At 59.9% G+C, this 23,535-nt stretch carries 18 protein-coding genes; 12 read left to right on the forward strand and 6 right to left on the reverse strand.

Going from position 1 to position 23,535, the window contains the following annotated elements; translation table 11 throughout:
• The first annotated feature begins 130 nt into the window (after positions 1–130).
• The 10 genes from SFUM_RS11295 to SFUM_RS11335 all read left to right on the forward strand — a co-directional run bounded on the left by SFUM_RS11295 (position 131) and on the right by SFUM_RS11335 (position 14,051).
• Positions 131–2,368 carry a GumC family protein gene (locus SFUM_RS11295; RefSeq protein WP_011699034.1) on the forward strand — a complete coding sequence of 746 codons (2,238 nt, stop codon included), beginning with the start codon at positions 131–133 and terminating at the stop codon, positions 2,366–2,368.
• A gap of 121 nt (positions 2,369–2,489) precedes the next feature.
• Positions 2,490–3,704: an SDR family NAD(P)-dependent oxidoreductase gene (locus tag SFUM_RS11300; protein WP_011699035.1), complete on the forward strand. Its 1,215-nt coding sequence runs from the start codon at positions 2,490–2,492 to the stop codon at positions 3,702–3,704.
• A gap of 67 nt (positions 3,705–3,771) precedes the next feature.
• Positions 3,772–5,067 carry a lipopolysaccharide biosynthesis protein gene (locus SFUM_RS11305; protein WP_011699036.1) on the forward strand — a complete coding sequence of 432 codons (1,296 nt, stop codon included), beginning with the start codon at positions 3,772–3,774 and terminating at the stop codon, positions 5,065–5,067.
• A gap of 27 nt (positions 5,068–5,094) precedes the next feature.
• The gene (locus SFUM_RS11310) at positions 5,095–6,474 is read left to right on the forward strand and encodes an ArnT family glycosyltransferase (protein ID WP_150109493.1); all 1,380 of its coding nucleotides are present in this window, start codon (positions 5,095–5,097) and stop codon (positions 6,472–6,474) included.
• A 165-nt stretch (positions 6,475–6,639) separates the two neighbouring features.
• A complete protein-coding gene (locus SFUM_RS11315) occupies positions 6,640–8,196 on the forward strand; it encodes a DUF4091 domain-containing protein (protein ID WP_167321338.1) in 1,557 nt (518 codons plus the stop codon).
• A 103-nt stretch (positions 8,197–8,299) separates the two neighbouring features.
• Positions 8,300–9,460: a glycosyltransferase gene (locus SFUM_RS11320; RefSeq protein WP_167321339.1), complete on the forward strand. Its 1,161-nt coding sequence runs from the start codon at positions 8,300–8,302 to the stop codon at positions 9,458–9,460.
• 183 nt (positions 9,461–9,643) lie between these two features.
• Positions 9,644–11,002: an exopolysaccharide biosynthesis polyprenyl glycosylphosphotransferase gene (locus SFUM_RS21765; protein WP_011699040.1), complete on the forward strand. Its 1,359-nt coding sequence runs from the start codon at positions 9,644–9,646 to the stop codon at positions 11,000–11,002.
• Between the two features lie 15 nt (positions 11,003–11,017).
• Positions 11,018–11,956, forward strand: a complete 939-nt coding sequence (locus SFUM_RS11330; protein ID WP_011699041.1) for an NAD-dependent epimerase/dehydratase family protein — start codon at positions 11,018–11,020, stop codon at positions 11,954–11,956.
• Positions 11,957–12,148: 192 nt separating this feature from the next.
• Entirely contained in the window at positions 12,149–12,856 is a 708-nt protein-coding gene (locus tag SFUM_RS22530) for a class I SAM-dependent methyltransferase (RefSeq protein ID WP_083764032.1), read from the forward strand.
• Between the two features lie 46 nt (positions 12,857–12,902).
• Entirely contained in the window at positions 12,903–14,051 is a 1,149-nt protein-coding gene (locus tag SFUM_RS11335) for an NAD-dependent epimerase/dehydratase family protein (RefSeq protein WP_011699043.1), read from the forward strand.
• 351 nt (positions 14,052–14,402) lie between these two features.
• Here the strand turns inward: SFUM_RS11335 and SFUM_RS11340 are convergent, their stop codons facing one another.
• On the reverse strand, positions 14,403–16,136 hold the full coding sequence (locus SFUM_RS11340) for a capsule assembly Wzi family protein (protein ID WP_041440350.1): 1,734 nt from the start codon (positions 16,134–16,136) through the stop codon (positions 14,403–14,405).
• A 379-nt stretch (positions 16,137–16,515) separates the two neighbouring features.
• On the opposite strand from SFUM_RS11340, the gene SFUM_RS21770 reads away from it, so the two are divergent.
• Entirely contained in the window at positions 16,516–17,706 is a 1,191-nt protein-coding gene (locus SFUM_RS21770; protein ID WP_150109495.1) for a DUF4328 domain-containing protein, read from the forward strand.
• 372 nt (positions 17,707–18,078) lie between these two features.
• Positions 18,079–18,585 (forward strand): C40 family peptidase, encoded by a 507-nt coding sequence (locus SFUM_RS11350; RefSeq protein WP_011699046.1) that lies wholly within the window; start codon positions 18,079–18,081, stop codon positions 18,583–18,585.
• Between the two features lie 459 nt (positions 18,586–19,044).
• On the opposite strand, the gene scmC is transcribed toward SFUM_RS11350, so the two are convergent.
• The 5 genes from scmC to scmD form a co-directional block, all read right to left on the reverse strand.
• A complete protein-coding gene (scmC, locus tag SFUM_RS11355; RefSeq protein WP_041440351.1) occupies positions 19,045–20,100 on the reverse strand; it encodes a SynChlorMet cassette protein ScmC in 1,056 nt (351 codons plus the stop codon).
• Positions 20,101–20,231: 131 nt separating this feature from the next.
• Positions 20,232–20,450: a SynChlorMet cassette protein ScmA gene (gene scmA, locus SFUM_RS22535; protein WP_150109496.1), complete on the reverse strand. Its 219-nt coding sequence runs from the start codon at positions 20,448–20,450 to the stop codon at positions 20,232–20,234.
• Between the two features lie 395 nt (positions 20,451–20,845).
• Positions 20,846–21,952, reverse strand: coding sequence for a SynChlorMet cassette radical SAM/SPASM protein ScmF (scmF, locus tag SFUM_RS11365; RefSeq protein ID WP_011699048.1), 1,107 nt, complete (start codon positions 21,950–21,952; stop codon positions 20,846–20,848).
• Positions 21,949–23,070, reverse strand: coding sequence for a SynChlorMet cassette radical SAM/SPASM protein ScmE (scmE, locus tag SFUM_RS11370; RefSeq protein WP_011699049.1), 1,122 nt, complete (start codon positions 23,068–23,070; stop codon positions 21,949–21,951). Before scmE ends, scmF begins: the two co-directional genes overlap by 4 nt.
• Complete coding sequence (scmD, locus tag SFUM_RS11375; protein ID WP_150109498.1) at positions 23,070–23,375, reverse strand: SynChlorMet cassette protein ScmD; 306 nt, start codon at positions 23,373–23,375, stop codon at positions 23,070–23,072. The genes scmE and scmD overlap by 1 nt, the downstream gene beginning before the upstream one ends.
• Between the last annotated feature and the right edge of the window lie 160 nt (positions 23,376–23,535).

A 23,535-nucleotide genomic window follows, 5' to 3' on the forward strand; every position in this document is an offset into this window, starting at 1 on the left:
GGGGTTTATCCCGCCCGCGTCGCCTCCCGCCGGGCACCCCTTTTTCCGCGCGCCTCGGAATCCCATCCCGGAATTTCGGGGCGGGAAGCCCGGCGACACCCGATTTTTCACGCATCACAGGATTCCATCCATGCAAAACCATCCTTCGAACGAAATTGCTGTGCCGGCTTCGGCGTCGGTGACGGCGGCCGCGCAGACGTATTACGCAATGGAGGAGGAACAGGTCGTCCATCTCAGGGACTACTGGCACATCCTGGCCAAGCGGAGACGTTGGTTCATCGGGGTTTTCTGGGGGGTGATGCTTTCGACCCTGCTGGTGATCCTGCTGATGGATCCCGTCTACAAGGTGACCACCACGCTCCAGATCATCCAGGACAACCCTTCGGCCATCCTCGGCGGAAGCAGCGCGGACCCCCTGGGGGCGCTGACCGGATCGAGCGAGCTCGACCGCTTCTACGAGACCCAGTACAACATCCTGCAGTCCCGGGCCATCGCCTACGGGCTCATCGATTCGTTGAACCTGAAGGAGCACCCCTCCTACAAGGAGATGGAAGCCGACAACAGGAACGACCCGCCCGAAGTCGTCCGGCAGAAGTACGCCGAGTTCCTGCTGGACAACCTCAAGATCGAGCCGGTCAAGAATTCCTACCTGGTGAACGTCTCTTTCAAATCGACGGACCAGAAGCTCGCGCAAAAGCTGCCGGAGGCCATCCAGGGAGAGTACCTGAAACTGTCCATGACCACGCGGCAGCAGTCCTACACCCTGTTGCGGCAGTGGCTGGAGGACGAGCTGACGCGCCTGGGAAAGAAACTGGAGATTTCCGAGCGGAGCGTGTACGCGGACGGGCGGAATCACGACTTTTTGTCCCTGGAGGAAGGCCAGTTCAACGTGATCGTCCAGAAATACGTGGAGGTGAGCAAGGCGCTGACCGTGGCCCAGTCGGAGCGGGCGATCAAGGAGGCGCAGTCCCGGCAGATCAGCGAAAAGGGAGCCGACGCCCCCCTGATCACCAACCACCCCCTGGTCACGCAGCTCAGGCAGCAGTTGATCGATCTCCAGGGCCAGGTCACGGGAAGCGGGCAGATATTCGGTTCCAATTACCCGGAACACAAGGGGCAGAGCGCGCGGATGAGCGAGCTGCGCGAGCGGCTCGGACAGGAGGTGAGGCGCATCGAAGCGAGCGTCCGGGCGGACTACGAGGCGGCCCTGCGCGCGGAAAACCTGCTTCAGAAGGAATTCGACCTTCAGAAGGAGAAGGTCATCGATTTGCAGAACGGCCTGGTGCAACACCACATTCTCAAACGCGACCTGCAGACGAACCAGACCCTCTACGAGGGGCTTCTCGCCCGCATGAAGGAGGCGAGCATCGCGAGCACCATGGTGGCGAGCAACGTGTCGGTGGTCAACACGGCGGAGACGCCCTACAAGCCGTGGGTGCCCAAGCCCCTGCTCTTTCTCGGCCTGGCCGCGGTCATCGGCGCCCTGCTCGGCACCATGACGGCCTTTTTCGTCGAATACCTGGACAGCTCCATCAAGAACACCGAGGAACTGGAAAGGAATTGCCGGATTCCCGTGCTGGGAGTGGTGCCGCTGGCCGACGCCGGGGAGGTGCGGGCGCAGGGAAACCACGTGGACCTCATCGCGCATTACAAGCCCATGTCCATGGTGGGCGAGGCCGTTTTCCAGATCCGGTCGGCGATCATGCTGTCGGTTTCCGGGGCTCCGCCCCAGAGTATCGTGGTCACCAGCGCCAACCCGATGGAAGGCAAGACCTTCGTGGCGGCGAACATCGCCGTGGCCCTGACCGCGAACGACCACAGATGCGTGATCCTGGATTGCGATTTGAGGAAACCCAGGCTGCACAAGGTTTTCGAGCAGGACAACCGGATCGGCCTGAGCAGCCACCTCACCGGCCGTGCCGACCTGGAGAAGATCATCCGACGCACCGTGGTCCCGAACCTGCATTTCATCCCTGCCGGCCCGATGCCTCCCAACCCTAACGAGTTCTTCATGTCCAGCGCCTTCGAGAACCTGGTCCGGCGCCTCCGGGAGGAATACAACCATATCATTCTCGATTCGCCGCCGGTCATCGGGTTTGCGGATGCCCGTTCGCTTTCGGTCCATGCGGACGGGGCGGTGCTCGTATTCAGGCACCACTGCACCACGGGCGAGGCCGGGCGTCTTGCGGTGCAGCTGATGACGCAGAACCACTGCCATATTTTGGGCGGGATTCTGACCATGGCCAGGAAGGACCTCATGGGGCCCGGCGCCTACTACGGCTACTACCAAAACTACCACAGGTACTACGGGGGGTATCGTTCGGAGGGGGAAGACGGTTCCCGGAAAAGATCGGGGCGCGCGGGGTAGTCTTGCGCACCGGGGTGACGGCCGCTGTTTTGCGGTGATTGGCGGCCTACGGCGCCGGCATTGAAGCCGGCGGGCAAGGGTGGTGCCCGCGACGGGGCATGAAAGACAGGAGCGAAAAGTGATGGACGAGGAAACAATCTTCAGGGAATTTTTTCGCAACAAAACGATCCTGGTCACCGGCGCGGCCGGCACGGTCGGCAGGGAGCTGGTTTCCCAGCTCATCGGATTGGAGCCCGGCGAGATTCGTCTCTTCGACAACAACGAATCGGAGCTGTTCTTTCTCAACGACGAATACCGCGAGACCGGCCGGGTGCGCTGCTACCTCGGGGACATTCGCGACGCGCAGAAGCTGCTGAACCTCACCAAGGCGGTGGACCTGGTTTTCCACACGGCTGCTTTCAAGCATGTGATCCTCTCGGAATACAATCCGTTCGACGCGGTGCAGACCAACATCAACGGGGTGAAGAACATCGTGCAGGCGGCCATGGCCAACAACGTCGGGCGCGTGATTTTCACGAGCTCGGACAAAGCGGTGAATCCCACCAACGTCATGGGGACATCCAAGCTCATGGGGGAGCGGATCATCACTGCGGCCAACATCGTGAACAACAACGGGCCGCAGGTGTTTTCCAGTGTTCGTTTCGGCAACGTGCTGGGGTCCAGGGGATCGGTGGTCCCGATTTTCGCGAATCAGATCCTACGCGGGGAGCCGGTGACGATCACCGACGTCCGGATGACCCGGTTCGTCATGACGGTCCGGGAAGCGGCGAGGCTGGTGATCGAGGGGGCGGTGCTGAGTTGCGGGGGCGAGGTCTTCGTGACCAAGATGCCGGTCATGCGCATCGTCGACCTTGCCCGGACGATGATCGAGATGCTCGCGCCCGTGGCCGGGATCGAGCCGGATGCGGTGCCGGTGAAAATCATCGGAGCCAAGCCGGGCGAGAAGCTCTACGAAGAGCTGATGAGCCAGGAGGAAGTGGCCCGCGTCAAGGAGCTCCCCAGCATGTTCGCAATCCTTCCCGCCCTGCGGTCGTTTTACCACAGGATCGACTATCGCTACGCCGACATGCTCCCCAACCAGAATATCACGAATCCCTACATTTCTTCTTCACAAATTCCCATGGCCGTCGAGGAGATCAATGTGTACATGGAGGATAACGGAATCCTCGATGAGTATTTCGGCCCGAACCTTTCCCGCACGCCGGACAACGGGAGAGGTACGACTCTCAGGTTGGACAAGGCCGCCCAAGGCCATCTTCACAAGGAACCCACCAACGGGGAGGACGCGTCCGATGCCGGGGTGCTGCGCATGGCTAGGGCCGAGCACGGCCGCTAAGGTATGCCTGTAGCGGAGACGGGGGCATTTCCCGTTTCGGGTCAACCGAACCTCATAAGGTATATCTGTGGGTCTGCTCAAGAATACCATAACCGTCGTAGGGATGCGGATTGTCCTGACACTGCTGATTTTTCTGGCGGACATCGTTGCCTCTCGCTATCTCGGCGTGGCGCTGAAGGGGGATTACTTCTTCCTCGCATCCAGTGTGCTCTTGGTGGGCACGTTGCTTACCGGCGGAATGCATCTCGGGAATGTTTACTATCTGCGGTCCATTCCCCTGAGTCAACTGTCCGCGAATACCCTGATTTACGTCTCCGGGGTGGCACTGATCGTCTTTTGTGCGGGCTTTCCCCTGGCCTCGAAGATTCCCGTCCTGGCACGAGGCAACCAGGCTCTGACCGTCATATTCATTTTCTGCCTGGTGCTGGATTGCACTTGTACCATTTTCATGAACTTTTTCATTGGCCTGGGCGAGCTTGCCCGATATGCCATGGTCCGCATCGTGCGCCGCGGCATGTTTCTGGTCCTGCTTCTGGGGGCATGGCTGATCTGGGAACCTTCGCTTGAACTGACGCTGTTCTTTTATCTGGCAACCACCGTCATAGCCCTCGCGCTGACGGGATACCTTCTTCCTCTGCAGTCCGGCGTCTTCCGCTGCCAGTGGCAATCCCTGGGTAGGTGCCTCTCCTATGGCCTCCGTAGCCAAGCATTGGTTTCAGTGGACATGGGTACCCAGCGTATCAACACAATCGTCTTGGGATTCTGGGCAACTTCCATGGATAACGGGCTGTTTTCGGTCGCCCTCAATTTCGGGCAGGCCCTGTGGCTGCTCTCCGGTGTTCTGTATGTTGTCGTCCAGGCAGGAGTCTCCCACTCAGCCGAAAAGCAACTGGCCGACCTCGAGAGACTCTGCCGCCACTCCCTCTTTCTCATGGTTATCGGCGGGTTCGCCCTGGGCCTTCTGGCAGACCCCTTGGTCCGGCTGGTATACGGCGCTGAATTCGAGGGCTCCGGTGCGCTCCTCCGGCTTATGCTGCCGGGATTCGCCGGCTATTCCCTCTATACCCTTTGCTCCAGTTTCATGATCGTCAACGGCCGGGCTGGGACGGCCTTACTGGGCAGCTTGGGAGGCCTCCTGGTAAACGTCACGATTGGGCTGGCCCTTATTCCCCACATGGCCGCCACTGGCGCCGCCATGGCATTGAGCTGGGGCTACCTGAGCGGGACTATGCTGCTGATGTTTCTCATATGCGTGATCTTCAAGGCCAGACCTTCCTCCCTTTTATTTTTGAGACGAGCAGACCTCCAGCACCTGGCATCCGTGCTCTCTGGCTGGAGGAAATGTATCGGGCGAGTGCCTTAAAAAGCACGCACCCGAAAAGGTGAAATCGTGTTATACAAGCTGCTCGACACACCATTTATCGGGGGCCTGGTCATGAGTTCTTGCATGCTGGCCTGCCTGACGATCTTTTTCTATCGACGGCGCAACATGCTGTCGGTTCTTCTGCTGGCTTTCTTCTTCATCACGGCTGGATTTGCTATCCTGAATTACCTGCTCCCAATCGTCGGGTTGACTCCGGATGCGGTGGAGCGGTACATTCCCTGGGCAACGGCAATAGCCGCCGGTTGGCAGAAGAGTATTTTGCAGAGCATTACTTCCATTAACCTGATGGAGACAGCCAAGCAAATTCCCGCTTACACCGTCCCGCTCGCCATCTTGTTCTACCTTTTTGACTACTCCATCCTTTGCGGCTACCTGCTCAGCACCATCTTCGGTATTCTGTGCATCTATGAGCTCTACCACATCGCCGAGGACTTGTTCGACGAGCGGACCGCCAAGCTAGCAGCGTTCCTGCTGGTTTGTTCACCGCTCTTCTGCCTCCTGTCAACCATGCTCCTCAGGGACACGATGACCCTTCTCTTCATCCTCTGGTTTTTCCGGCTCTGGCTTTTGCATGACCGGGAACCAGTCATCAAATACCGACTCCTGATGATCTTCAGCCTCGGCTACGCAGGGTTGCTGCGCCCCGCTATCATATTTGTCATTCTTTTTTCCGTGGTGTGTGCCAAGACCATTTTCAACCCGACGCAACGGAGAGGAATTCTTTTTCGAATCACTGCGCTGACCAGTGCGATTGTAGTCCTGGCCTTCATTTTCAGCCTGATCAACAAAGTTGATGTGATCTCCCAAGCCAGAATCATGCAAGGAGTGAAGTACTCGGACATTGAGGCAATAAACGCTCGGCAGGCGGCGAGTGCGGATGCCGGGTCAGCCTACGCCCCCGCAATCAACTACGGCAGTTTCACTGACATCCTGCAGTATCTCCCTCTGCTCATCGTCGATTTCATGGGCGGCCCATTTCCCTGGCAGGTGAAGAAGGTCAGTCAGGGTCTGGCCATGCTCGATTCGGGAGCACTGTGGCTCCTGTATCTCTTCTTCCTTCCGGAAATGGTGCAATTTTTCAGGCGGAACAGGAAATGGGGTGGGATCATTTTCAGCTATCTGGTCGTGGGTGTATCGGCGTCTGCGGCGCTGCAGAGTAACCTCGCGGCAGCCCAGCGTCACCGCCTGATTTTTACGGTGATCATTCTGCCGCTTGCCGCCCATGGTATCGCCAAATTCCTGTGGGGAAAGCATCGTGCCATCAATCGTTCCGCTTGGGGGGCCGCACCGGGCCTTTCGTCGTTCACGGGCGGCTCGGTGCCGGGCGTCAGTCGGCTCTATCCGGATCCCCCCCTTGCAGATCGTGTGCCGGCACCTGTACGTTAAGGGGCGCGACAAATGAGATTGAGACCCAAGCGCGCCAGGAGCTTAGACGCCCGTGTTAAATCCTGGACTTTGATGGTTTGCCTTCTCACGGCTGCAGTTTCGGCTGTCGCCCGGCCGGCGCGAGCTTGGCCAGTTCCTACCGAAAAGCAATTTCCGGCCGTTCTCGTGGAATGGGCGGCAGGCAAGAAAACGGTCGAGACACTGCAGGTGTCAGGGGGCCGCAACGAATATCTGAACCTGTCCTTTCAGATCCGCGGCGCCAATGCAGCTTCCTTCAGAGGCAACTTCCTGGCAAAGGGGGAAAGTGCCATCGAAGCACAGTTATACCAAGTCCTCACAGCGCCGTTGTCCGCGCATGGATTGTTTCAGGCGGACGCCCTTGTCCCGCTCTCTCAGGGGCTGAAAAACACCGGGAATGCACTGGAGGTCTGGGTGACCCTTAGGATCCCGGCCACTTGCCCGCGAGGGATCCATGCCTGTGAAATCAATTTCAGTGACGACCGCGGAAGCTACGTACAGCCGATTGCACTGAGGGTCTGGAACTTTGCCTTGCCCGAGGACCTGCCGATCACTATTGAAGGCAACCCGTTTTTCAAACCGGCCTGGTTTGCGCGGCACGGCGCCGACTCTCCAGAGAAATTCGACATACTGGTCAGGGACTACCTGCGCAGCATGAGATCATACAAGTTCAACGCTCTGGGCTGGATTCTCCCATTCCCGGCCCACCAACTGAGGCCGCCCAGGAAAGTGGAAGATTTCCCCGCCTACGATCGCATGGTGCACCACGTGCTGGAGGATTTGAATTATCGATTCTTCCGGGTTCCCGTGCTTCCCGGGGCGGGAGGGCGCGAAGGTCCCGGCAGGGGCTTCGTGGAAGAGGCTAAGACTTTCTACCCCTTGTGGCTGGAATATTTGCAGCGGCATCGGTGGGAAAACCGGGCCGTTATCAAGATCATCGACGAGCCCGAACCCGCTGCATACGATGCCGTGCGCAATGCTTACGCACTGGTGAAGTCTCTCGCCCCCGGGATCCGAACCGCATCCGCCGGAAGAGAGCCGGACCCCAAGCTTGCCGGGGCTATAGACATCTGGGTGAGCTATGCGAAATACTACAATCCCGCTCAGATTGCCGAGGCCACCAGGCAGGGTCAGGAGGTGTGGCTGTATATTAACAAGTTGCACGGCATAGACCAGCCATTGGTAAACCTCCGGCTTATCGGCTGGTATCTCTACGAGTACCGCTTCCCCGGCATACTCTTCTGGGGGTTGGCCAAATGGCCCCAGGACCCCTGGACTGCAAACCCGGGAAGAGAGGACAGTCTGCGGCGGGGGACCTTTTATTACCCCGACCCCACGACCGGGAAACCCGTGCCGACAACGCGCCTGGAAGCCCTGCGCAGAGGTTTTCAAGACTGCCAATACTTGCTTTTGGTCGAAGAGGCTATCGGACAGAAACGCTTGGCCCCCAGTGAGTTTGCCGGTATCAGACAGAAAGCCGGAATGCTCACCCGAAACATCGAGGCACTGGATCCACAGGTGAGCATGGCAGATTTGGAAGCCCTGCGTAACCAGATGGGGGATATGCTGGACCGGCTGGGCGTTCAGCAGGGCGAGGGCAGCAAGGCGACGACCAACGTCGTGGTATCAACCCGACTTATCAGCGCAACGTTGCCGGACGGAACCGGCGCTATGCAAGGCAAGACGCGGGAGCTGCATAATTGATCGATCATCTTGAAGGATATGCAGAGTGATGAATCCAAGGCCTCGCATCTGCCACGTCATAACGACACCTACCGATCAGTACAGTTCGGGCCTGCGGACTCGGATGGAGGCGAAGATCGCGCGAGATCTCGGGTACGATGTGGATGTCGTCACCGGAGTCGGGCCGCGAGACGGCAGGCTAATTTCTGAAGGAGTGGAAGGCGTCACCTACTGGCGCATCCCTGCCCTGAGCAAGTACATTTACCCTCATAGGGACGCTAAGGCCTTCTTTGATATCTGCTCATTGTTTCGACGGAACAGGTACCAGATCGTTCAAACGCATCTCGCCAAAGCAGGAGTACTGGGGCGCCTTGCCGCCGGGTTGGCCGGTGTGCCGATAATTGTTCATGATGTCCACGGCCCCAGTTTCTCGTCTTCGCAAAGCCTGCCGGGACGTGAGCTCTTCATCAACCTGGAACGGTTGGCGGGCCTGGTGACCACTCATTATTTGTTTTACACCAACCACCTCAAAGACACTTTCGCCACGAAGGGAATTGGAAACAACGCCAAGCATAGGGTAATCTACCCGGACTTGCGGTTAAAGCAATTCCTCGATGCTCCACCTCTCCCGGTGGAAGAGCGGTCAAGGCTCAGACGGATCTGGCATCTGGCGCCCGATCACCTGGTTGTCGGCTACGTGGCCCGGATGGTGCCATCCAAAGGCCACCACCTGGCTATCGAGGCCTTCGCCCGATTGGCGGAGCGCTGGCCCCACGCCAGGCTTGTGCTGGTGGGGGGCGCCATCTGGCCGGAAGAGCAAGCGTATTGCCAGCGGTTGCAGGCTCAGGTTGATGCCCTCCACCTGGTAGAAAAGGTGATCTTCACGGGACACCAACTGCAAGTCATCCCCTTTTATCAGATGTTTGACCTTTTTGCTATGCCGTCCCTCTACGAAGGCACTGCCAATGCCATGCTTGAGGCTATGGTCATGGGACTGCCCGTAGTGGCCTTCGATATCCCCGCAGTACATGAATTCTGCCCATCTGAGACGATCGTCTGTCCGTTCGCCGACGCGAAGGGACTGGCGCAGGGACTGGATCGGTGCCTGACGCTGTTGTCAACGACTCCGACAGCCGTCTGTCCATCTCCGGCATTTCGCCAAGCCCTGGTAGCGAAATTCTCATCACGGCGATGGCACCAGGAGTTGTCTGATTTTTACATGAGGTTGGTCGATGATCAGGGAGCTGGAATTCGCGACCCGAACTCTAGCAAACGGGGTGACTAACACCGATTGGTCTGAGCAACGGCTTAGGATTGCCAAATATCAAGCCCAGAATGGTGTGTTTTGGATGAGCCCAGTCACAGGTTCCATCGTCACCAAAGACACTCGCCCTTTGGCCAGTCGGGCCATTTTCTCAAGGGTAAACTTGTATTATATCGCCACCCGCAACTGAGATTTTCTCGCACTATGCACAAGCTGATCCTGCAGGCACACCGTAAATACAGCCTCATCCTTATCGTGGGCGATCTTCTCCTCACCATGGGGAGCCTGTCTATCGTCCTGTTGCTGGAACCCGGCAGGCAGGAACCGCCAGCCTGGAGCCTGGCCAAGATCCTTGCCATCTATTTCACCGTTCCCGCCGTCACGGTCGTCGTGTTCTATGTGCTGGACCTGTACGATCCGACCAGTCCCAAGGGTTCGGAAATCACATTTTTCACCATTTGCATCGGGCTTGGAGCCGTAACCATCGTTTACAGCGCACTCGCCTACTTTCTTATTTCCTTGCGGCCAGGCAAGATCAACCTGCTGCTGTTCATATCCATAACCGCCGCATTCACCTTCATGTGGAGACGTACCTTCAAGAAACTCGTGCCCATCAAGCCACAGCGCCTGCTGTTCATTGGGAACGACCCGATTTTCGAAGAGATCTCGCTGCTCATCAACGAGCAGTACGCGCAGCATTACGACCTGGTGGAACAGTGGGACCGGCACAATCATCAGGCCTCGCGGCCGAACCTCTACGACTACCTGGAAAAGAATCACGTGGAGCTAGTTGTCTACTCGCTCCGTAGCGGGCTGGTCAAAGAGATCGCCGACGACCTGATCACCGCCAATTTCAGAAAGAAGAGCATCATCGACGCCTATAATTTCTACCAGGAGCTGACCTACAAGTGTCCTCTCCATTTCCTGGACGATTTTTCGCTGCTGCTCAATGCGAACAAGGAAATCTTCATGCCTGCCGTGGTCGGCAACTTGAAACGCGCATTGGATCTCACGGGCGTCCTTCTCTTGGCGCCCTTCGTCTTGCCTGCCTTCCTGATTGTCGCCCTGGCCGTCAAGTTGGACAGCACGGGGCCGGTCCTCTTCATCCAGGAGCGCCTGGGAAAGAATGAAGTCCCCTTCCGGCTCTATAAACTGCGCACCATGATCCACAATGCCGAGGGCCTCACCGGACCGAAGTGGTCCACCGAAGACGACCCGCGGATCACGCGTATTGGAAAAATTCTGCGCAAGCTTCGCCTCGACGAGCTCCCCCAACTGTACAACGTGCTCAGGGGAGACATGACCGTGGTGGGCCCACGCCCCATCCGCCGGCACTTCGCCGACATCCTTGCCGGGGAAATCCCATATTACCGGTTGCGTTTCCTGATCAAGCCCGGCCTCACCGGCTGGGCCCAGGTGAACCATGACTATGCCGGCTCCAACGCCGGCCAGGCGGACAAGCAGCAATACGACCTGTTCTACCTGATCCACCAGTCCTTCCTGTTGGATCTCTTCATCCTGTTCAAGACCGTGAAAGTCATGGTCTGGGGCAAAGGAACCTGAAACCGGGGAGGCCCTGTGAGCTTAGCAATAGTCTATCTTATTACCGGAGGGGCCGGCTTCATCGGCACCAACCTGATCCGCCGCCTTTCGATACCATCCGTCCGGATACGGGTGCTCGACAACCTGAGCGCCGGGCGCCGTGAAGACCTCGACGGCTTCGATGTGGAGTTCGTGCAGGGCGACATCCAGGATGCGGGAGCAGTGCATCGCGCCGTCGCGGGCGCGCGAAAGGTCATCCACCTGGCCGCCAACACGAACGTCGTCCAATCCGTCGCCAACCCGGAACTCAACCTTGACGTCAACGTCCGGGGAACGTTCAACCTGCTCCGGGCCAGCGTCGAACACGGCGTGGAGCGATTCGTCTTCGCCTCCACCGGCGGCGCCATCGTCGGGGACGTCACCCCTCCGGTTCACGAGGACATGCCACCCAACCCCATCTCTCCCTACGGGGCAAGCAAACTGGCCGGGGAAGGGTACTGCTCCGCCTTCTGGGGGGCTTACGGCCTGCCCACTGTCAGCCTCAGGTTTTCCAACATCTACGGCCCGTTTTCCTATCACAAGGGGAGCGTCATCGCCAAATTCTTCCGCGAAGTGCAGGCCGGAAAGCCGCTCACCATCTATGGCGACGGAGAGCAGACGCGGGATTTTCTGTTTGTGGGAGACCTCTGCCAGGGCATCGCCAGGGCGCTGGAAGCGCCTCTGCCCTTCGGTGGATCCATCCAGCTGGGAAGCGGCCGGGAAACCACCGTCAACTCCATGGTGGCTTTGATGCGCGAGGCGGTGGGGGGGGACTGGTTCCCCCCGGTCACCTACGCTCCGCCACGCGCGGGCGAGGTGCTGCGCAATTACGTATCCACCGCCCGGGCGGAGAAATACTTGGATTTCTCGCCGGCAACCGATTTGCCGAGTGGCCTGACAGAGACATGGAAATGGTTCAAAGGGCTGAGATGCTGAGCTAATGCAGGGACAATCCCAAGGACAACTGAAGTGTGCGCGGTCCATGAATAATCTTCTTGGGGACTGCACACCCGACACCAATCGGCACAAGCTGACCCATGCGATGGTTTGCGTCGCTAATATCTGAAATCCTCGTAGTATAGGTTCACAACCTCACAAAACGGAAGTTCCCATTAAGGAGAATAAATAATGAGCAGGAATATCGATTACAAGGAAATGTATGACTTAAGAGCACATGCAATAGGCCTAGAAGATGGTAAAGATAGATATACATTCAAATTAATACAGAAATATATCTCTTCTAATGATCTAGTTCTTGATTTGGGATGTGGGAGAGGAAGCATCCTTAATCCTTTGGTTAGCAAAGGAGTAAATGCAATTGGATTTGATTATTCATCTAGTAATGTTAAATTACTTCAACAAGCTGGACGGAAAGTCATTCTTGGCAATGCTACCAAACCACTACCTTTTAACCAAAATTCATTCCATGTTGTTATCTGTTATGAATTTCTAGAGCATTTCAAACTAGATGATATACATAATATACTTGATAATATATATAGAATTTTAAAGCCAAATGGCTATTTGTTTTTTACAGTTCCTAAAAAAGAAAAGTTGAAAACTGGAGCAGTTTCTTGTCCACAATGCAAGCACATATTTCACCATTGGGGGCATATGACCAGTTTCGACGATGATTTGATAAAATATTTATTAGCAAAACACAGATTTACCATAAAAAAAATCATGTCAATTTATGGAGCTACACTGTATAAAATAGGTATACCACTTTTTGTAATTAAATTATTATCGAATTTTGAGCTTAAATTTAAACAAGTCAACAAGACACTGGCAAATTACCTGGTAATTGCCAAGAGAACCGCAGCATCGAATACCTAGCGAGGTGTACATCAGTGTCTTTTTCCCCAATTCAACAGGAGCTACTATGCGTATTCTCATTCTGGGAGCCGACGGTTACCTCGGCTGGCCCCTGTGCATGTATTGCTCGCAGCAGGGGCATGAGGTCATCGGAGTCGACAACTACCTGCGGCGCAACATGTGCCGCGAGCTGGACTGCGAACCCCTGGTCCCCAACCCGAACCTGGCCCGGCGTGTCCAAATCTGGAAGGACGCTTCGGGCAAGGACGTCAAGGCCATGGTCGGAGACATCACCGACTACCGCCTCCTCAGGGGCCTATTCGAAGACTTCCGACCCGACGGGGTCGTCCACCTCGCCGAACAGCCTTCCGCCCCCTATTCCATGATCGACCGGGAAAGGGCCGCGACCACCATCCACAACAACCTGGTGAGCACCCTCAACGTCGCCTACGCCGTCCGGGAAACGAACCCCGACTGCCAGATCGTCAAGATCGGCACCATGGGCGAATACGGTACGCCGGACATCGATATCGAGGAAGGCTGGATCGAAATCGAACACCGGGGCAGGAAAGACAAATTCCTCTTCCCGCGCCAGGCCAGCTCCCTCTACCACACCACGAAAATCCAGGACACGGACCTGCTGTGGTTTTACGTGCGCACGTGGGGGCTGCGGGTCACCGACCTCATGCAGGGACCGGTCTACGGCATCGCAACGGAGGAAACCGCCTGCGACGAACGACTCCAGCCCAATTTCAATTACGACGAAGTCTTCGGCACCGTCCTCAACCGCTTCGTCGTCCAGGCCATCGCCGACTACCCCCTCACGGTGTACGGCAACGGCAGCCAGGTCCGGGGCTACCTGAACCTCATCGACAGCCTGCAGTGCCTGTACCTCTCGCTGACCAAACCGGCGGACCGAGGGGAGCTGCGGATCTTCAACCAGATCGTGGAAACGTTCTCGGTGAAGGATCTGGCCGAAAAGGTGAAGGAAGTCGGCGAGGACCTGGGGTACCGGGTGAGCATCGATTCCATCAAAAACCCCAGGATCGAAAAAGAAAATCATTACTACAACCCGGCGTGCACCGGACTTCTGGAACTCGGCCTCCAGCCGCACTGCCTCACCCGCGAAGCCCTGGCGGACATGTTCCGGCTGGTGGAAAAACACCGCGACAGCATCAACCGCGGCGCCATCTATCGAGGAGTCAGGTGGAACTGATACGAAGTTGCGTGCAAGATGGATCTTTCAAGCGCAAAAGAGCGGGGGAATGATTCCCCCGCACCCCCCAAGTTTCGGCCACACGCGCAAGCGCGTGAGGCCGAGTGCTCGGCGCTGTCGGCGACTGGCCGAAGGCCGACGCCGCAGCGCCACACGGAGCCGCGAAGCGGCGTGGGGGTGGGGGGGATACGTCCCCCACGCTTTGAGAGTATCATTTTGAACGCAATTATCCATGCCCCCTGCGACACCCGCGAAGCATGAAAACAGTTTCACCCGTGAATCTATTTTTTAGGTAAATCCGTATGAAACGGACCGTGCGTTCCGGATGATGATCCGGGCGGCCGGCCCCGTTCAGAAGCTGAACTTCACGCCGGTCACGAGCAGGTGGTTTGCCTGGTCGTCGCCCCGGACCAGGTTGAAGTTGGATATGTCCTGAAATGCGTAGCGCGCCGCCACGCTCCATCGCGAATCGATATCCCAGGCGACGTCCGCGCCGAACCCGTTGCTCTCCTCCTCCACCACGTTGAGCGAAACGCCCCGCACCATGTGCTCGAAGTCGACGCCCACGCGCAGATCGTTTCTCAGGTAACGGGTCACGCGCGCGAAATAATCGATCGCGTCGGGGCCGATGCGGTGCCCCACGATCATCTGGTCGTTGGTGTATCCCCATCGATAACTCGTGTGCCCGTACCAGAACCCCGGCGTCGAGTCGACGCGGTGGGCGGTCCGCGCGAATTCGAACCGGAAATCGGTTTTCCCGTCCGGGGTGATCCTGGGTAAATAGATACCGGTCAAATACCCGACATCCCCGAACCCGAACCATTCCTCGAAAAACTCCTCCCCGCCGCTGTCCTCCCCCCCGTATTCCAGGTAAAGCTCCGCGTTCCACAGGAACGGCAGGCGCAACCTGGCCTCGAAAGACCCCACCTGGTCGATCTCGTTCGGCTGACCGAATCCGAACCCAAACAGGGCCTTCAAGTAGTTGGACAAGGACGTCGACGGCCGGTCCTCGCCGTTCATCAGGAAAGCCGTCTCGAAACCCAGCTCCAGCCAGGGCAGCGGCTTGAAGTTGACGCTCCCCCCGCTCAGCAGGGGATTCAACGGGTTGAGATAATCGTCCGGCCGCGCGACGAAGACCGTGTACTTGAAGGGCCCCAGGTACCGGAACACCCAGGGGAGGAGCGTGTTGGTCGGGTTGGTGATCTTGAGCATGTCGAGCGGGCCCGCGTTGTTGCCCATGATGAGACTGCCGGCGTATCCCTGGCCCCAGCACATGGAATCCCGCCCGAACTCGATTTCGACGTTCCACGGCGAAAACTTCACGTACCCCTTGTGCAGATCGAACCCCACCCGGTCGAATGCGCCGAGGCTTCCGTGCTCCCGCCCGCCGCTCAACCCGTCCAGGCTCCGGCCCGGATCCTCGTTCTGCCGGACGATCAGGATCGGTTCCACGTACCCGGAGAACAGGTCCCACAGTTTCGCGCTCGAAGAAAACTGCAAAGAGAAATTGCTCCCCTCGCCGTAGACGATTCCCTCGTTCCCGTACAGGAGCGGAGTTTTCTCCGACGCGACGATCCCGCTCGGGCTCCAGGGATACTGCCCGTTGCGCTTCCCGAAATTGACGAAATCGCGAGGCTTCCCGTCCACGAAGGCATAGCGCGCCTGCGCCTCTTCGATGGGCTTGATCGTCATGATCGCCGCGCCGTCCGAATCGCCCCTTCCGTAAACGGTGAGCTCCTCGCGGAATTCCCGCTGAAAACGTTCCAGGAAGTGCTCGATGAGCGGCGGCAGCTTGAGCGATTTCTCTTCCCGGACGGCCAGGGCCTCGTGCACCAGCCGCGCCACTTCCATCCGGGTGTACGGCCTGATCCCGTGCAGGTCCGAGCGAATGAGGCCGAACCCGGCCACCTTGTCCAGCGCCCCGTAGGACCAGTGGTCGAGCGGAACGTTGTTGGATACGGGCACGGAATGGGCGACGGACACCATCCCGGCGGCGATCAGAAACACCGCGGCGAAAACCGTGCGCGCGATCTTGTTCCCGGCGCACAGCTTATCCGTCCATGAACCATTGGTGGGAAAAGTCATAATAGAAACATCCGAATTGAGGTTGACGCTGCATCGATGCCCCATCTATACCCCGCGCCGTTCCAAAAGGTCAAGCCAATAAATGGCGTTTAAGGTCATAGTGTGTCCATCAGTTGTCGGAATGAACCCGATGAATCTATTCGAGGATATGATCCAACGACGGAAAGACATTATGTGAAACCGTCCGATTCCTTTCCGTCACCTGGTTGTTTCAAGGATGACATTCTATTCTGAAGCGTTTGAAAGAATCGACCGATCTAAAGAATCACAAGGATCGAACCGGCGAAATATGGAAAAGGCCTCGGCTCGATCGGACGGAAAACGCGCGGGTCCGGGCGCAGGGGCGGCTCCGGTCCGCGATGCCCAAACCGGGGGAACGATGGCCGGACAACCGCGGCACCAGTGGTACATATGGCTGAATGGAACCGAGCACGGTCCCCTGAGCGCGAGGTTTCTTTTCAGCCTCGCGCGGGCGGGCAAGATTCGTCCCGACACGCCCGTGCGCAGGGACGATATGACGCAAGCCGTGCCGGCGGGCAGGGTCAGGGGACTTCTGGACGGCACCGCCCCTCCGAAAACCGCGCCGCCGCGGCCGGGGACGGCATCCGTCAAGCCCGCCGTCACAGCTACCTCCTCCTCCTCCGCCGCCGCCGCCGCTACCTCCGCCACAACCGCTACCTCCTCCTCATCCTCCTCCGCCACCGCCGCCGGGAAGCTCCGGCCGGAAGGCGCGGGGACAAAGCGTTCGCCGACGCCCGCTCGGACGGCTCCCGCGGGTGTCGCTCCCAGCCGAAGCCGGGTGGATGAGCCTGCAAGAGAGCGCTCCGGGCACGGCGCGGATTCCGGCAAAAAAGCGTCCCGGCTGCCGGAAATCGCCCTGAAGCCGATTGCTGCCCCCGCCGCCGCGCGTTCGGGAAAATTCCGGGATCCTTCCCTGCTCGTGAACTGGGTGGAAATCTGTCTTTGGGCATGCCTTTGCCTCGCCGTCGTCGGAATCGCCACGCGCATCGTCAGCCACGGCATTCTGACGGACCTGAGGGACGGGACCTATGCCTCGGCGGCCCTGTCCGCAACGGCGTCGGAAGCCTTCGACCGCAGAGAACGGTTCCTGAGCGTCATGGAGTTGTTCCTGTTCGCGGTCACCTCCGTCCTGGCTCTGAAGTGGATACACCGGGCGAACTTCAACGCGCGGCAACTGGGAGCGGAAGGCATGCGCTTCACTCCGGGGTGGGCCGTCGGCTCCTATTTCATTCCTATCGTCAATCTCTGGAAACCCTACCAGGCCATGAAAGAGATCTGGAAGGCCAGCAGCAGCCCCGCCAACTGGCAGGGGGCACCGTCCGGAGCGCTTCTCGGCATCTGGTGGTTCCTCTGGCTCCTGTCCACTTTTGCGAACTATGCGGTCTTTCGTTTTTTCTGGGCAATCGGGGAACGGATACAGGATTTCATCGCCGCAAACGCGCTCGCCGCGGTCATGGACGTCCTGGAAATCCCCCTGACCGTGTCGTTTCTCATCCTTGTCAAGAAAATCACCAAGATGCAGATGGCCCACGCTCACTCGCGCTCGTGAGGGGAAGCCCCTTCCCGTCGATCCGGTCGATTATCCTGCCCGGGCGTCTTTGCGCGCATGACGGGAGGGACATTGCCGCCATCCGCGGCGAATCGCGCACACTCGCGCCCTTGCACGCATGGCTGGAAAGATTTCCTCCCGGGGTTCCCGCGAGAGGGTTCCCCCTCCCCGCTTCGCACAATGATTTCCCCCGGGACGCCTGGAGAAGGGGCATCTCGGGCTCTTTCGGACAGCTTCCACCCGGACGGTTTCAACAGGCTATTATCACGCGACTCGATTGATGCTATTGTCTTGAGACGGCGCGCCCGGGCCGGGAAGGGTTCGGCGGGTTCCCTTGCGCCGTCGGGACGATTTCATGCAGGGACGGTCGCGATGAGGTTGGCTCTCGCTCCATGCTTTCTTGTGCTCGTTTTGGTGCTCGGCCTCTGCGCGGGGTGCGGCGGACTCCGGCCGGACGCCGTGCCCGAGATGCGCCCCTGCCCGCCGGGAGACGTCGTCTGCACGGCACGCTCCCAGATCGGCAGGCCTTACCGCTTCGGGGGCTTCTCGCCCGATTCCGGGTTCGATTGCTCCGGGTTCACCTGGTGGGTTTATCACCAGCACGGGGTGAATCTGCCGAGGCAATCGCAGGACCAGGCTGCATTCGGCCTCCCGGTGTCGCCCGAGGAGCTGCTGCCGGGAGACCTGGTCTTTTTCGAAGAATGGCGGAAGGGAGCGTCCCACGTCGGGATCTATTCCGGCCGCGACCGTTTCATTCACTGCCCCAGCTCGGGAGGACGCGTCAGGGAGGAGCGGTTCTCGGACCGCTACTGGCGGAGGCACTACCTGGGAGCATGCAGAGTCCTTCCGGGCCGGGAGGGTGCCGGGGACTCTCCGTGAGACGGATTACCTAGAAAATAGACTCCCTCGGGAGTCTGTTTTCATGCTTCGCGGGTGTCGCAGGGGGCATGGATAATTGCGTTCAAAATGATACTTTAAAAGCGTGGGAGACGTATCCCCCACACCCCCTCGCCGCTTCGCGGCTCCGTGTGGCGCTGCGGCGGCGGCCTTCGGCCAGTCGCCGACAGCGCCGAGCACTCGGCCTCACGCGCTTGCGCGTGTGGCCGAAACTTGGGGGGTGCGGGGGAATCATTCCCCCGCTCTTTTGTGCTTGAAAGATCCATCTCTTGAACGCAACTTCGCATAAGACGGATTGCGCCGCGATTGCCAAGGCTTGCGGAGCCTTTCCCCACCGGCGGCATGGCGGGCAATGACGTTTTCCCGGGGAATCGTTCAATGAAGCCGGCGCGGCGGGCCCGACCGGCTCCGGTCCCGCGGGGGCCGGTTCGCATTCAAACGCTATTCCGAATCCCAAAGCGGGAAGTCCGGCAGGTCGAATCGCTTCGGCAAGGGGTTACAGCCCGGAGACTCCGCCTCGCGGGAACGGCCCCCCGTTTCCACGCAGCGCAGCATCCGCAGCCTTCCGGCATCCGGCGGCGGACTTACGTCGGAGAGCAACAGCCTGCCGTCCAGGGCCTTTTCCACTTCTTCCCAGAACCTCCCGTGAAGACTCAACCGAAGCGCGTACGCGGGAACGCGCCGGGCAAAGTCGCAGGCATTGGCAAACACGGCTCGCCTTTGGGCGATTTCGTCCTCTTTCTCGAGCCCCAGCCAATACTTGGTACACACCTCGACCGCCGACCCGTTCAGCATGACCGCCGCCTCCGCCTGGCCGAGAGGAGCCACGTCGTCCTTTTCGGATTGTTCCAGGAAGAAAACCGCTTGAACCGGCACCGAACGTTCGACCTTCCGGGCAGGGCTTACCCTGCCGCACAGGAAGTCGCTCCAGGTCGGGAACGGGTGCGCGCGATAACCGCCTTTGCGGGTCCTGACCACCAGCGTCTCGTCGTCGGCCCTTGCGATCCACGGAGCAGGCAGACGCCTGCAGGCGGTCGACTTCCCGGTGCCGCCGGGCGCGGCCAGGAGCACACCCTTCCCGTCCCTTTCCGCCAGCGCCGCGTGCAAAGGGAGCCCGCCCCGTTCCCGGGCGCGCCGGTAGACCGGCATGAGCGCCGACCACATGCTCACCCATCGAACGTCGTCGGGGGTGTCTTTGAGGATTTCACAGAGGACTTCGGAGCAGGCCTTGTCGGCGCAACGGACGCGAACGGTCCGTCGACGGCGGGGGTCCCATGGGTCCACGGGGGGGTAACCTTTCCCATGGGGATCCGACCCCCTGGAAAATACGATCCGCAACGGCTCGGAACCCGTGCCCCCTTCGAGCCCGAGGATGCGGGCAAAGCGGTCCAGCCAGTCCCGAGCGTCCGCCGACGCGGTCAAGAACCAGGCGTCCCCGTCGCCGAGCCGCAGCCCGTAGCCGGGTTCCTCGGAGTGGAAACGACGGCCCCGTTTCATTTTGCCCCCACAACCCATACCCAGCCCCCGGCGAACGCGGGGCTCTCAGCGATTCGCGCGGTCACGCCGTCTCCTGGCCCCACCCGGCGGATCGCTGAACGCAAAGCCGGCCGAAGACCGCGAAACGCTTCCTACGCCGCGCTGGAGCCCGGCTTACAGCCGCCCGCGAGGCTGCCCGCGTTGCAGTTGCTCGCGGTGCCGCCCACGGAGCAGTTCCCGCTCACGGTGGACCCCGTCCTGCACGACTGCGCCCACGCCTCCGTGGCGATAAAGCTGATGAGCAGGGGAACCTGCCATTTCAGGGGCTTCTTTTTCGAATCCGAAGACAACTCTTCTTTTTTGCCGTTCATGGCGCACCATCCGAACACCGGCGGTCATGCCGCCATGAGATGGTTTCCGTGAGCCCTCGACTCCACTGCGCGGAACGCCGGACCGCGATTCTTCCGGGCGGATATGTAGATACACTCCGCCCGGAGCGGCATTATCCTCCGGTCTGCCGTTCAAGCCCCGACCACTCCTCCGGTCCTTTCGGGAAAAACCGGGTGCGGCCAAAGTATGTCAGTTCGCTGCGGTACCGTGAGATATGAATGGTCCCATTCTAGGTGAGGATTCTAATATAGCAAGCAAAATCGCATGATGTGAGATAATCAGAGAGTTAATATTCTTTCATTTTCAATACAGAATCGCACGCGGAAAGGATCGCGACCGGCAGGAGCCACGGGGACCGGTCAATGAGGCGGGCGAATCAGGCGGATTCGGGGATCAGCCGGGATTCCGGGAAGACCCCTCGCGCCTTCGCCTCCTCGCAGAACCAGTTCGAGCTCCAAAGATTCCCGCTGATGTAATAGTTCTGCGCGATGCAGGAACCGAGGCAGACGTGCTTCATGAGGCATCGGGCGCAGACCCCTTCCAGCCTCCCGGGAAGCCCGGCGCGCAGTTCCCGCAATACCGGCGATGTGCGCCAGACCGCTTCGAGGCGATCTTCCCCCGCGTGTCCGAACACCAGGTCCGCAACGCTTTCGCCAATGCCGCACAGGGCGTAGGAGCCGTCGGAAAGAACCCCCAGGATACTCAGAATGCCGCACGTTCCGCAGCCGGCTCCTTCTTCCGCGAACATCCGGCTGAGGGGCATGAAGGCGGGGGGATGAGAAAAATGAATCCTGACGCGGGCTTCGGCTGCCAGCGCGGACTCCGCCCATTTCCCCAGCTCGACCAGTTCCGGCACGGGGAGCGTCTCTCCCGCCCGGTGCATCTGCTCGCCCCGAACGGAGGGCTGAACGAGGTTGAATTTCACCGAGGCCGCGCCGAGGGATTCCGCCAGGTGAACGAGAGCCCTCATCCCATCGCGGTTGCGCCTCACCACCGACATGATGATCTGCGGCTTCAACCCGGCGCCGACCATGTTGCGTATGCCTTTCAAAGCGGAGGCGAACGCGCCCCGGACACCCCGCATCCAGTCGTGAGTTTCGGCGTCGGGGGCATCGAGGCTCACCGCGACGGAAGGGCTCGAGCATCCCGCGAGCGCGCGGGCAAGTTCCGGCGTGCAGAGGGTTCCGTTGGTCTCGACGTTGACGGGCAGGTTCCCGGCGCGCAGGATCTCCAGGATGTCGAGGATGCCCGGGTGGAGCAGCGGTTCCCCCCCGGTGAGCTTGACCCCGCTCAGCCCCAGGGGTTTCGCCTGGTCGATGATGGAGCGGACCAGGCGGACATCGAGCCCGGTGGGACGGTCGGCCGCCGACAGGTGCTTCGGGCCGATCCAGCAGTGGCGGCAGCACAGGTTGCAGCCCTCGGTCAGGTAGAAGTAGAGCTGCCGCAGGGGATGTCTTTCGTCCGCTCGCGATGCTTCGCTCACCCCGTTTCACCTCCCGCCGGAAAAACCGGCTCCTCGCGCGGCAGCCTCCCGCCGCTTTCCAGGAATCGGCGCAGGCAGGCATCCGGGCTCGGATGGTTTTCCTCTCCGAGAATCGTGTACGCCAGGGCCGGACAGTTGCCCCGGCAGTAGGGGATGTACTCGCAGCCGCGGCAGAAGGAAAATTCGCCCAGCGGGACCTCGCGCCGCCGCCGCAGCCGTTCGAGCTCGGGATGGCCGCGCCACACTTCGCGCAGATCGTCCCGGTTGATGCGTCCGAGCTCGATGTGGCTCATCTGACTGCAGGGAACGATCACCCCGTCCGCGCGCACGGCAAGGCGCGCGAACACCCCGCCGCAGCTTCGCAGATATCCCGCGCCGGGAAACCCCGGCGCTCGGTTTTGCCTCGCCCGTTCCATTTCCAGCCATTGCCGCGCCTCGGCCAGGGGCCCGGCCGAGGCCGAGACCCTCCCGGGGTGCCCGGCGGCGAGCGTCAAAAGGGTTTCCATCGCCAGCGAGCGCTCCTCCACGCTCAGCTGCAGGTGCTCCGCGTTGTGCCGGCACAGCCCCATGTACGAAGCGGCATTCGTGGAAAAGCCGGGGAGGGAGAGCGTGTCCAGGAGCAACCGGGCGATACTTTCGAGATCGTGCACGTTGTGCTTGTGGATGGTCACCCTGGCGGTGACCGGAATGTTGTGCCTTCGCAGGGCGCGGATAGCCTCGAGAGCCTTTTGGAAAGTCCCCGGGCCCCGGCAGATGTCGTGGGTCTCGGGGCGGGAGCCGTCGACGGAAACCTGGATGGAATCGCATCGTCCGGTGGCGGCGATCGATACTGCCGTGTCCTCATCGATCAAGGTCCCGTTGCTCAAGATCGAAAACCGCATGCGGTTTCGAACGATCCCCCGCAGGATTTCATCGAAGTCGGAGCGGCGGAAAGGCTCGCCGCCCGACAGGCACACGCCGAGCACGGCGCACCGGTTCAACTCCTCGAAGAACCGGAGCCATTCCCCGGTCCCGAGATCCCGGGCGACCTCTCCCGCGCTGGAAAAGTGCGAACAATACGCGCAGCGCAGGTTACACTCACCGGTGATGGAAATGTCCATGCTTTTCGGGGTTTGCATCAGCCGCACGGCGGTTCCCGATCCCCGTCTTGGAGCCGCGCGAGGCCGCGATCGAGCAGGTCCTGCACGAAGGCGATCACCCGATCTTGCGCGTCATCGGGGACATCATCGCACTCGGCGCGAATCGACTCGACGATTTGCGCGACGGTGTGGTGTCCGTCGAGCAACTTCCAGATAAACACGGACACGGGATTGAGACCGAAGGCGTTGCCCGATTCCGGATCGAACAGAATAGCCCAGTCGTCGAACTCCTCGCGCAGGACGATCAGGGGGTTGGCAATCGGCTTGCTCAGATGCATTCTCATTCACCTCATCGAACGGTTGAAGCGGCCCGTAATCGCCGCGGAACGGCTGCCGGTCAAGACATGGCGGGGCGGTGGGCATCGGCCTTGGATGGGCGCCCGCGGCACAGCCCTATGTCATGCCCGAACGCCCGACGCCGTGGACGGGAGCCAGGCGGATCGA

The sequence above is a fragment of the Syntrophobacter fumaroxidans MPOB genome (genome assembly GCF_000014965.1).
In the GTDB taxonomy this organism is placed as follows: Bacteria; Desulfobacterota; Syntrophobacteria; order Syntrophobacterales; family Syntrophobacteraceae; genus Syntrophobacter; species Syntrophobacter fumaroxidans.